The sequence below is a fragment of the Halanaerobium sp. ST460_2HS_T2 genome, assembly GCF_003337665.1.
Lineage (GTDB): Bacteria > Bacillota > Halanaerobiia > Halanaerobiales > Halanaerobiaceae > Halanaerobium > Halanaerobium kushneri.
The window spans coordinates 22,027-32,599 of sequence record NZ_QPJF01000029.1 but is presented as its reverse complement, the minus strand read 5'-3'; the positions used below and the strand labels follow the sequence as shown (position 1 = coordinate 32,599).

General features: G+C 29.2%; 12 protein-coding genes and 2 pseudogenes. 13 read left to right on the top strand and 1 reads right to left on the bottom strand.

The genetic code is table 11. The annotated features are described in order from the left end of the window. Positions 1–360: 360 nt before the first annotated feature. From DFR80_RS12785 to DFR80_RS12775, 3 genes are read left to right on the top strand one after another with little or no spacing between them, the layout of a single operon-like run. Positions 361–1,269: a cation diffusion facilitator family transporter gene (locus tag DFR80_RS12785; protein ID WP_114490177.1), complete on the top strand. Its 909-nt coding sequence runs from the start codon at positions 361–363 to the stop codon at positions 1,267–1,269. 51 nt (positions 1,270–1,320) lie between these two features. Then, positions 1,321–1,539, top strand: coding sequence for a hypothetical protein (locus DFR80_RS12780; RefSeq protein ID WP_114490176.1), 219 nt, complete (start codon positions 1,321–1,323; stop codon positions 1,537–1,539). A 5-nt stretch (positions 1,540–1,544) separates the two neighbouring features. Further along, positions 1,545–1,841, top strand: a complete 297-nt coding sequence (locus tag DFR80_RS12775; protein ID WP_114490175.1) for a YciI family protein — start codon at positions 1,545–1,547, stop codon at positions 1,839–1,841. A 74-nt stretch (positions 1,842–1,915) separates the two neighbouring features. On the opposite strand, the gene DFR80_RS12770 is transcribed toward DFR80_RS12775, so the two are convergent. Continuing rightward, positions 1,916–2,425, bottom strand: coding sequence for a nitroreductase family protein (locus DFR80_RS12770; RefSeq protein ID WP_114490174.1), 510 nt, complete (start codon positions 2,423–2,425; stop codon positions 1,916–1,918). Positions 2,426–2,589: 164 nt separating this feature from the next. Here DFR80_RS12770 and DFR80_RS15610 point away from each other — a divergent pair. The 10 genes and pseudogenes from DFR80_RS15610 to rsgA form a co-directional block, all read left to right on the top strand. Further along, positions 2,590–2,676: pseudogene (locus DFR80_RS15610) on the top strand (isoprenylcysteine carboxyl methyltransferase); the annotation flags it as partial. A 1-nt stretch (position 2,677) separates the two neighbouring features. After that, on the top strand, positions 2,678–3,517 hold the full coding sequence (locus tag DFR80_RS12760) for a sugar phosphate isomerase/epimerase (RefSeq protein ID WP_114490173.1): 840 nt from the start codon (positions 2,678–2,680) through the stop codon (positions 3,515–3,517). A 360-nt stretch (positions 3,518–3,877) separates the two neighbouring features. Continuing rightward, positions 3,878–5,365, top strand: a complete 1,488-nt coding sequence (locus tag DFR80_RS12755; RefSeq protein WP_114490172.1) for a S41 family peptidase — start codon at positions 3,878–3,880, stop codon at positions 5,363–5,365. Between the two features lie 191 nt (positions 5,366–5,556). Next, positions 5,557–6,043 (top strand): annotated as a pseudogene (locus tag DFR80_RS15605) (MerR family transcriptional regulator). Between the two features lie 112 nt (positions 6,044–6,155). Further along, positions 6,156–6,278, top strand: coding sequence for a hypothetical protein (locus DFR80_RS15480; protein WP_255417048.1), 123 nt, complete (start codon positions 6,156–6,158; stop codon positions 6,276–6,278). Then, positions 6,278–6,784, top strand: a complete 507-nt coding sequence (locus DFR80_RS12745) for a dihydrofolate reductase (RefSeq protein ID WP_114490171.1) — start codon at positions 6,278–6,280, stop codon at positions 6,782–6,784. The genes DFR80_RS15480 and DFR80_RS12745 overlap by 1 nt, the downstream gene beginning before the upstream one ends. 6 nt (positions 6,785–6,790) lie before the next feature. Then, the gene (locus DFR80_RS12740) at positions 6,791–7,582 is read left to right on the top strand and encodes a thymidylate synthase (protein WP_114490170.1); all 792 of its coding nucleotides are present in this window, start codon (positions 6,791–6,793) and stop codon (positions 7,580–7,582) included. Between the two features lie 159 nt (positions 7,583–7,741). Continuing rightward, positions 7,742–8,431: an MBL fold metallo-hydrolase gene (locus DFR80_RS12735; RefSeq protein WP_114490169.1), complete on the top strand. Its 690-nt coding sequence runs from the start codon at positions 7,742–7,744 to the stop codon at positions 8,429–8,431. 88 nt (positions 8,432–8,519) lie between these two features. Next, positions 8,520–8,777, top strand: coding sequence for a DUF2164 domain-containing protein (locus DFR80_RS12730; RefSeq protein WP_114490168.1), 258 nt, complete (start codon positions 8,520–8,522; stop codon positions 8,775–8,777). A 570-nt stretch (positions 8,778–9,347) separates the two neighbouring features. Next, positions 9,348–10,379: a ribosome small subunit-dependent GTPase A gene (rsgA, locus tag DFR80_RS12725; RefSeq protein ID WP_369862782.1), complete on the top strand. Its 1,032-nt coding sequence runs from the start codon at positions 9,348–9,350 to the stop codon at positions 10,377–10,379. Positions 10,380–10,573: the final 194 nt, after the last annotated feature.

Below are 10,573 nucleotides of genomic sequence, written 5' to 3'. Positions count from 1 at the left end.
CGGTGAAACAACTCCTTTTGGTGTTTTTTGTCTGCAAACTAATTATACCAAAAGAAGGAGCTTGTTTCACCTTTTTTGCGTAATCTGTGGATAATTTATTTTAAGGACTTCTAAGAGCTAATTATCCACATTTTTTACTGTTGATAACTTTGAGTTTTTGCTATTTTAAAAAATGGGGAAACTACTTTAGAAGCATACTATAATATTATTAAAAATAATAAAGGAAAAACATTTATTTTATTGAATCTTATATTAGTAATATTTTATTTAGAGAAACTTTATAAACTGAGTAAAGTAAAATTATAAAGTGAGAAAAGTCTTAATTAAATACTTACTAGCAAAAATAGTGGGTGAAGTGAAATGGATATATTATTAGAAGATATTCGTGCTAAAAAGGCAAATAAAATTACCTGGGTTGGATTTTTTGTAAATCTTATTTTAACAGTAATTAAATTAATTGCAGGAATATGGGGGAATAGCACTGCAATGATTGCTGATGCCATCCATTCTCTATCCGATTTTACAACGGATATAGTTGTTTTAATCAGTTTTAGAATAGTTAGAAAACCACCTGATAAAGACCATAATTATGGTCATGGGAAATTTGAAACTTTTGCAACAATAATTATTGGTATTGCATTATTTATTGTTGGATTAGGAATTTTATATTCTAGTATAAAGAATATTTATTTAGTAATTATATTAAAAAATAATCTAGAATCACCTGGTATTATTGCAGTAATTACAGCATTATTATCAATGATAACAAAAGAGCTGTTATTTAGATTTACATTAAAAATAGGAGAGGAGATAAAGAGTTCTGCAGTAATTGCAAATGCATGGCATCACAGATCTGATGCATTTTCTTCTATTGGAACTTTTCTGGGAATAGGGGGAGCAATTTTATTAGGAGATAATTGGAAAATATTAGATCCAATTGCAGCAATAATTGTTAGTATATTTATCATGAAAACCGCTTATGATATTTCAATAGGTAGTATCAAAGAATTACTAGAAGAATCTCTTGATGTTATCACTAATAAAGAAATATTAGAAATTATAGAAAATGTTGATCAAGTTAGATCACCACATGAACTAAAAACAAGAAAAGTTGGAAGTAAAATTATAATTGATATTCATATAAATGTTGAAAATACTTTAAATATTATTGAAGCTCATAAAATTAATGATGAAATTGAAAAAAAAATTAAAGCAGTATATGGTGATGATACTATTATAAATATTCACACTGAACCTGAAGATGATTAAAAAGAATAAATATACTAATATGGAGGAATATGATGAAAGCAATAATTATTAGTGGATCTCCAAGAAAAAAGGGAAACAGGGCACCTTACTGCAATAAATTGTTTAGCTGATTTTTATTTAGTTAATGAAATGATAATACCAAGTTCGAATTATTGGAATATAGGTACGGGAGTTAATACGGGTGATGTATTAAAAGATGAAAATGGATTATCATATCTAAAAAGATTTGCGAAAAATTTTGTTTGGTTAATGAGAAAGATAGAGGAGTGAATTTAGTGAAAAATGGTGATAGGTTATTTGTGAGAATAGATTATAGAAATAATAATAAAGATTTTGGGAATAATGATTTTGATGATCATATAGGTTATTTAACAAAAATTTCGGCAGAGAGATTTTTTATTGGTGGAGGATTTGAAAATAAGAAAGGTGGAATGATAATTTTCAAAGCTAGAAATTTAAATGAGGCAAAGAAAATAGCAGAAAATGATCCTTTAATAAAAAGGGAATTATATACTTATGAGATATATGAATGGAATTTAGTTTTAATATCCGAAGAATTAAGAAAGCTTTAGGCAGGTTTGAAAATCGGCCTATGGTATATTCGAAGAAGAGAAGCCATAGACCTTATTTAATATCTTAAGTTCATCTAAAATTTATTTAAGACCATTACCTCTGATAAAGATTTTTTCGAGGGCATATTTACATCATCTTCTTTATAATAACCAATAGACATAAGAGTCATTAATTCCCTGTCTTGAGGACAGTTGACCAGCTCTTTGATTTTTTTCGAATGTTCTTTTTGATAGGAATTAACCCAGCAGGTTCCAAGGTCATATGATTTAGCAGCAATCATAATATTTTCAGTAGCAGCTGATGCATCCTGTAAAGGAGTAGTAGCTTTCTCTTGATTTACAAAAACAGCTATACAGGCTCCAGCTTCCCTAATAAATCTACCGTATCGGGTAAAAGAAGCTATTTTATTTTTTATTTCATCATCAGTAATAACTAAAAAAGTCCAGGCTTGTTTGTTGTTACCTGTAGGTGCAAGTCGAGCACAATCGATTATTTCTTCCAATATTTCTTCTGGTATTTTCTTATCAATATATTTTCTAACACTTCGTCGTTCCTTAATATTTTTAATGGTTTCGTTTGACATATAATTTTCCTCCCTTTTTAAATTAAAGTTATTCTTTATTATAAGATTATCATTGTTCAGACTGATTTTGCAATACCCATTTGCGGAATATGGCATTTTATGATAGCTTTTTGGGCCAGCAATTATATGCGTGGATTCAAGGCGTTTAATATTTTTCAACCGCTGTTCGCATTCAAAAAGACAGAAATCACTCGGTTTCTACTGAAGGTCCCTATAAATTTATTCGTCAGCCGGGATATTTGGGATGGTAAGATGGCTAAAAATAATTTAATAGGATTTTTATTATCATTAGATTTAGTTAAATCATGTTGGGAAAGGAATAAATCAATGACTAATATAGGTGTTGGCTGTAGTTTAGAAGAGTTTAAAGATAAAAATATTTATAAAAATTTCTCATTAATTAATATAGAAAACCCTTTATATCCAGGCTATTTAGAAAAATTTAATAAAGAAGATATTGTACTCATAAATAAATTAACAGAATATAGCTATATTGTTGATGGTGCATATATTGATTTGAATCCGGGAACTAGTGAACCAAAAATAAGAAAAATAACAAAAGAGAAAGTTATACAATCAATAGACTTTGCTAAAAGAATTAATGCTGAAGAGATTATATTTCTATCAACGTATATTCCTTTTATTAATGTTGAATTTTATGAGCAGGGTTGGTTAGAATCTTCAAAAATATTTTGGAAAGAGATACTGAAGGAAGAAAGTACAATAAAAATTTCTTTATGTAATACTTTTGAATTTAATCCTGATTATTTAATTAATATAGTAGAAAATATAGATAAAGATAATTTTGGACTTGCTTTTGATATAGGTCATGCCTTATTATGGGGGAAAATATCAATTCTTTCATGGTATAAAAGGATAGAGAAGTATTTAAATACAATATATCTTCACAGTAATGATGGAAAAGGTGATTTACACATAAGTTTTAAAAAAGGTCTTCTTAAAGAAAAAAATAATGAATTTAGAAAAATTTTAGAACTTGCTCAAAAAAGAAATATTAATTTAATCCTAAAATATTATGATAAAAGCAGTGTATTAAAAGATAAGCAGATTTTAAAAAAGTTATTGGCATAAATACCTATAAAAGAATATAATTATTTATTAAAGAACCTGCTGAAGATTTAGCATAATTTAAAGGAGTAAACAGAAAAAAGCATTTGAAAAAGAATAATATGCCTCAATTTATTATAGGAGATAAAATCTGTAATAATTTATACTGCTGCAATAAGTGGGTATTTGTTAGATAATAATTATATCTGCAGCTTTTGTTGAACCAATATTTCAAGTCATTTTAGGAGTGAGTAATGAGGTTTAAACTATCAAAGATTTTCTAGTTGGAATTGATTTTTTCATAAATCCCTAACTTTAGATGGGTGTGTTTTTTAACTTAATAATATATTATTGATTTATGATAAATCTTTAGGAGGGGTATTTATGATATTTTCAGTTAATCAGTCCAGCATTTTACCGGTTAATACTATAATTTCAGCTTCAATAATCTTTGTGTTTGTCTCACTTATTATAGTATTTTTATTTTTTGTATTTAGAAGGAATTTAAAGGGAAAAAGAATTAAAATATTTACACTTTGGACAGTTCTCAGCTTACTGGCGACTCTGATTTTATTTAACACAGGTTTTTTTGGCAGCTATATTGATGTTGATGCAGCAGACAGCAGGCGCTTCAGCAGAGAAGAATTAGTCCAGGATTTAAAGCAGATTGAAAGAACTATTATGGATAAAAACCCACTTATCTTTGCTGATAGGGAAAAATTAAAGGTTGATTTTCAAAATACCTATGATCTGATTGAAGATGAAATGACAGAATTAGAATTTTATAGATTGATTAGCCCTTTAATTGCTGACATTAACTGTGGTCATACAAATTTATATATTTCAGAGGCTTTAGAAAAAAATAGAGAAGAAGGGGCAGAATTTTTCCCATTACAAGTAACCCTGATCAATGATGAACTTTTTATCTTAGAAGATGATCAGGAAAGTGGAATTAAAAGAGGTAGTAAAATTAAATCAATTAATGGTTTAAGCAGTAATGAAATTATAGAAAAGCTAGTTAAAAATATTAGTGGTGACGGAGATGGTGAAGCAAAACAGAGATATATAATCAGCAAATATTTTAATAGCAGATTCTACGATTTTGTTGATAATTCAGATACTTTTAAAGTTGAATATCTTAACGGAGATGGAAATATAATAACTGCAAATTTAAGAGCAGAAGAAAATGACAGCTTTAACTTAACTTCCTGGAGCCTTCATTTTGCAGCCTATAGGGATGGAAATTATTATGATAATAAAATATTTAATGATTATGCCCTGCTTGATCTAAATGTCTTTATGCAGGAAAAAGAAGAAAAATTTGATTCTTTTTTAGAAGCATTCTTCCTAGAATTAAAAGAGAGAAAAACTACTAACTTAATCATAGATCTCAGAGGAAACTTTGGAGCAAATCCATTTATGTCTAAAACATTACTTTCTTATCTAGTTAGTGAGGAAACAGGATACTTTACTGAAGACCTTCCTTTTCTCCAGCGCTTATTAGGCTTTACAGCTCCAATTGAAGCTGCTGAAAACAATTTTGATGGTAAAGTAATTCTGATAACAGATGGAGCAAATTTTTCAACTGCAGCTCATTTCACTTCCTTTTTTAAATACAATAAACTGGGCACAATAGTAGGAAGTGAAACTGGCGGTTCATATGTCTGTACTGACAGTTCAAAAGATATGGTCCTAAAAAATACTCGAATGCGTCTTCATTATTCTACCCTGACATATGAACTCGCAGTAGAGGGTCTTCCTAAAAACACCGGAATCAAACCCGATATAGTGGTAAAAAAGGACATTAATGATATATTAAATAATAGAGATCCTCAGCTGGAATCTGCTTTAAAGATATTAGAAATAAATTAAATTAAAATTCAGTTAAACTAAAGCTTTATCCTGAATTAACAGTTCTATAATAACTTTGCAGGACTTTAAATCATTTTATTGAAATATTATTTAAGCTAAAAAAAATATTTTTTAAAAATTTTCTTGATCCTCCCCTTAGTGGAGAAATTATACTTATTTTACAGGATTAATTTTGTGAGAGGAGTTAGTTGATGTATCAAATAGGAGAGTTCTCTAAAATTAACAGAATAACTGTTAAAACATTAAGGTATTATGACAGAGTAGGACTGCTAAAACCAGCATTTGTAAATGATAGTAATGGATACCGTTACTATACTTCTGAGCAATTACCAGTAATCCATAAAATCATTGCTCTAAGACAGATGGGTTTTTCCATAAATGAAATTCTAGATATCATTAATGGAAAAAATAATAACCTTATTTTTGAAAACAAAAAAGAAAAACTCCTAAATGATATTCAAGAAAATTGAGAAAGTTGCTCAGGCTGCTTGTGTGTTCCATAAAGGATCTTATGATAATATTGGAGAAGCATATGCTCACCTTTTCAAATGGATTGAAGATAATAATTTAATTCCAGCTGATAATCCAAGAGAATCATATATTGATGGAATTTGGAATAAAGAAGATGAATCAGATTGGTTAACAGAAATACAAATCCCGGTTAAAAAGAAGAACTAATCTAAGATAGGAATTCTATCCATATATATAGCTCCATTTCTATAAATAATTTTTTGGTTAAATTATTTTTGCAGAAATGGAGCCTTTTTTAAAATTATCTTATATTATTAAAATGATTCTTGAAGAATATAAAAGTCCTGAAGTTTATAATTGGGCAAAAGTTTCTAAAGAATATGGAGAGGGTATAGGATCAATAACAGTTGTTGAAATATCTAATGAAAAAGAGGTGATTTAATGAGTTTATCAATAATTGCAGCAATGGATCAAAATTATTTAATAGGCAAAAACAATGAAATACCCTGGAATTTGCCGGAGGATTTAAAGTATTTTAAAGAGATAACCATGGGAGCACCAATTATTATGGGTAGAAAAACTTTTGAATCTATTGGATTTCCTTTACCTGGCAGAAGAAACATTATTCTAACTAGAAATAAAGATTACTCAGCAGATGGCTGTGAAATAATACATTCACTAGAAGAAATTTTAACCATGTTTTTAGAAAGTAAAGAAGAAGCTTTTATTATTGGTGGAGCTGAAATTTATAATTTCTTTTTACCCTATAGTGAGAAACTATATTTAACGATTATAGAGCACGAATTTTCTGGTGATACTTATTTCCCTGAAATTGACTGGCGGAACTGGGATAAGATAAAAGAAAAAAAGGGTATTAAAGATAGTAAAAATCCTTATCAATATGCTTATCATATTTATCAGCGAAAGAATAAAAAATCCAAGGAGTGAATTTAAATGAAACAGTATCTTAAAATGTGTCAACATATCTTAGATAACGGAGTAGATAGGGCAGACAGAACTGGAACAGGTACCAGGAGTGTTTTTGGCTATCAGTTGAGATTTAACCTGCAAAATGGTTTTCCCCTGATGACAACTAAAAAAGTATACTGGAAGGCTGTTGCCTATGAGCTGCTCTGGTTTTTAAAGGGAGATACTAATATCAAGTATTTAAATGATAATGATGTTCATATCTGGGATGAATGGGCTGATGAAAATGGAGACCTCGGCAATGTATATGGCCATCAGTGGCGGAGCTGGGAAAGTAAGGAAGGTACAATTGATCAGATTTCTAATGTAATTGAAGAGATTAAAGAAAATCCCTATTCTAGAAGATTAATAGTTAATGCCTGGAATGTTGGGGATTTAGACAAGATGGCTTTACCTCCCTGCCACCTATTATTTCAGTTTTATGTTGCTGATGGTAAACTATCCTGTCAATTATATCAGAGATCCTGTGACACATTTTTAGGGGTTCCCTTTAATATTGCAAGCTACAGTTTACTGACCCATATGATAGCTCATGTGGTGGGTTTAGATGTTGGTGAGTTTGTCTGGACTGGGGGAGATGTCCATATTTATCATAACCATTTTGAACAGATTAAAAAACAGTTAAAAAGGGACCCAAGACCACTCCCACAGCTTAAAATCAATTCTGATGCTGAAGATATTTTTGCTATTGATTATGAAGATATAGAGCTGACTGGTTATGACCCTCATCCGACTATTAAAGGAGAAGTTTCAGTATAAAGTTTAATAAAAGAGATTATTTAAGAGAATTTAAGAAAAATTTTTCTCATTGTTTAAAATGGAGGAAATATTAATGGTTTGAAGTATTTGGATTAATTATAGTCATTTAATCAGAAATAAAATATTTAAGTAAAAGTGAATTTAGGAAGGTGTAAAAATGTGAGTGCGATAATAAAACAAATAGAAATGGGAAAAACAAATGCTTATTTAATTAAGAGTGAAAAAGGTTATATTTTAGTTGATGCAGGAATGCCGGGTGAATCAGACAAAATAGAAAAAGTTTTGGTTGAAAATAATATTTCTTTAAAAGATATTCAGCTAATTATAATAACCCATGTCCATTATGATCATGTGGGCAGCTTATCTGTTCTAAAAGATAAAACAGGGGCTGCAGTTTTAGTTCATGAAAAAGAAAAAGAATTCTTAGAAAAAGGCAAGACTGACTTTCCGGAAGGAACAGTTTTTATATCCAAATTAATTTCCAAACTGAGCAATCTGATTTCAGAATCTAAATTTAAAGCTGTAAATCCAGATATAACAATAAAAGACAATTATGATTTAAAACAATATGGAGTCAATGGGGAAATTATTCATACTCCGGGCCATACAAGAGGTTCTATTAGTGTGATAATAAATGGAGAAGATATTATTTGTGGTGATACTTTATTTAACTTTATGCCCCACTCAGTATATCCTCCCTTTGCCAATGATAAAAAGCAGCTGATTAAAAGCTGGAAAAAAATAGAAAAATACAACTGCAAAAGATTTTATCCCGGACACGGTAGCATTTTTACAAAAGAAAAATTCATCAAAACTCTGGCTAAAAAGGCAAAGAAGCTGGATGCTTGATCCAAAAAATACTGAAATGAGAGATTAAATCTATTTAAACTAAGATTTATATACAATAAAAAATGGTTGAGAGGAAGGGAAAATAAAGATGAAAGAAAAAGATTTAATGAAAAAATATGGTTTAAAAGAAGAAGATAAGAAAAAATTGCTTGAAGAAATAAAATATTATTTTGAAGTAGAAAGAGATGAAAAACTGGGGATTATAGCCTCTGAAAAAATACTGGATTTCTTTTTAGTAACAATGGGAGATTATGTCTACAATAGAGCTCTTGATAATACAAAAGAGTGGTATGTCAAGCGGATGGAAAATATAGAATCTGATTTTTATGCACTCTATAAATACTAATTTAAACTCGTAAATTAAGAATTTAAAAAAGAGGAAGATTCAATTGAAATGAGAAAATATATTTAAAATAGATCTAGATATAGAATGATGGTAAATTCAAAAATATTTTTATTGACAAGTAATTAAGTGGTTGGTATAATTATTTACAGAAAATTCAGGAGGAATGTTTTATGAGAGTTAGTTTATTAATTTAATTAGTCAATTGAATATTTTGTGCTTCTTTTAAATTTTGAAATTAATTCCTGGGGATTATTGTGTCTATTTATAAATTTTTTTCAGGTTAAAATTTTAAGAAGTACAGCTTAAATTAATAAACTCTAGTATAATGTTAAATATTAAATATAGTTAGATATATTTTTGTGAAGCAGATTATTGAATACTATGGGATTATTATTACCCATAGTTTTTTGCTTTTATATTTAAATTAAATTATTAATATATCAATTGAGCCATGGGTTTATTAGCTAATCCATGGCTTTTTTATGTCTAAATATGAAAACTGGAGAAATCAAATGGATTATATCAAGTATCTTATTAATGCAGTTTAATTTATAGAGGGAGGAAATAAAATTGAATTTAATGGACTTAGGATGGAATCAGAATTTTGAAGATAAATTAATGCAAATTAAAAAGGAAGAAAATTTTCAAATAGCTAGAGTTGCAATAGAATATAAAGGAATGTATAAGTTATATAGTAAAGCAGGAGAAGTTTTAGCAGAAATAACAGGCAAGATGCGCTACAGTAACAAATTTCCTGCAGTAGGTGACTGGGTAGTAATTGATCTCCAGAATAATAGAGAAAGAGCTATTATCCATGATATACTGCCGAGAAAAAGCAAATTTTCTCGCAAGGTTGCAGGGGATAATACGGAAGAACAGATAGTAGCTGCTAATATTGATACTGTATTTATTGTTACTTCTCTGAATCAGGATTTTAATTTAAGAAGACTGGAGAGATATTTAACAATTGCCTGGAATAGTGGTGCTAAACCAGTAATAGTTTTGAGTAAAGCTGACTTGTGTGCTGAGGCACAGGCAAAAAAATTAGAAGTAGAAACTATAGCCTTTGGAGTTCCAATTCATATAGTCAGTTCTTTTACTGGTGAAGGTTTAGAAGAGTTGGGAGAATATTTAGAGACAGGTCATACAGCTGCTTTATTAGGATCTTCTGGGGTTGGAAAATCTACAATAATTAATCAGCTGATGGGCAGCGAAAGAATGAAGGTTAATGAAATTAGGGTTAGTGATGGTAAAGGTAAACACACTACAACTCACCGGGAATTATTTGTTCTGGATAGTGGAGGAATTGTTATTGATACTCCTGGAATGAGAGAGGTCCAACTCTGGGGTGGGAATGAAGGAATCAAAGAAAGTTTTGAAGATATAGAAGTTTTGGCTCAAAACTGCAAATTTAATGACTGCCAGCATGATTCTGAACCAGGTTGTGCCGTTAAAAAGGCTATAAAAAAGGGGGAGCTGTCAGAAAAAAGACTGGAGAGTTACAGGAAATTAGAAAGAGAATTATTATTTATCGAACGCAAGAAAAAATATGGCATAGTAAGGGCAGCAAAGTTGATGAATAAGGACATATTTGGCTTTTAAACACTATGTAAATATTAGGATTATGATTCATCATAATTGTTGTTTTATTGATTAAATACAGAGACTTTTTTCGATTGAAAATAAGAAATTGAATTTTAAAACTGTATTTTAGGCATTGTTATTTTAACTTCTATCAGTTATAATTGCTGTAATATCTCTGAATGAGTTTTATAATATATTTATGTTAAATGCAG

Bases quoted from the DNA above. Each gene is read 5' to 3' on its own strand.
- DFR80_RS12760 (WP_114490173.1), top strand. From the start codon at position 2,678: ATGGCTAAAAATAATTTAATAGGATTTTTATTATCATTAGATTTAGTT.
- DFR80_RS12740 (WP_114490170.1), top strand. From the start codon at position 6,791: ATGAAACAGTATCTTAAAATGTGTCAACATATCTTAGATAACGGAGTA.
- DFR80_RS12730 (WP_114490168.1), top strand. From the start codon at position 8,520: ATGAAAGAAAAAGATTTAATGAAAAAATATGGTTTAAAAGAAGAAGAT.
- DFR80_RS12770 (WP_114490174.1), bottom strand. From the start codon at position 2,425: ATGTCAAACGAAACCATTAAAAATATTAAGGAACGACGAAGTGTTAGA.
- DFR80_RS15480 (WP_255417048.1), top strand. From the start codon at position 6,156: ATGATTCTTGAAGAATATAAAAGTCCTGAAGTTTATAATTGGGCAAAA.
- DFR80_RS12745 (WP_114490171.1), top strand. From the start codon at position 6,278: ATGAGTTTATCAATAATTGCAGCAATGGATCAAAATTATTTAATAGGC.
- DFR80_RS12785 (WP_114490177.1), top strand. From the start codon at position 361: ATGGATATATTATTAGAAGATATTCGTGCTAAAAAGGCAAATAAAATT.
- DFR80_RS12755 (WP_114490172.1), top strand. From the start codon at position 3,878: ATGATATTTTCAGTTAATCAGTCCAGCATTTTACCGGTTAATACTATA.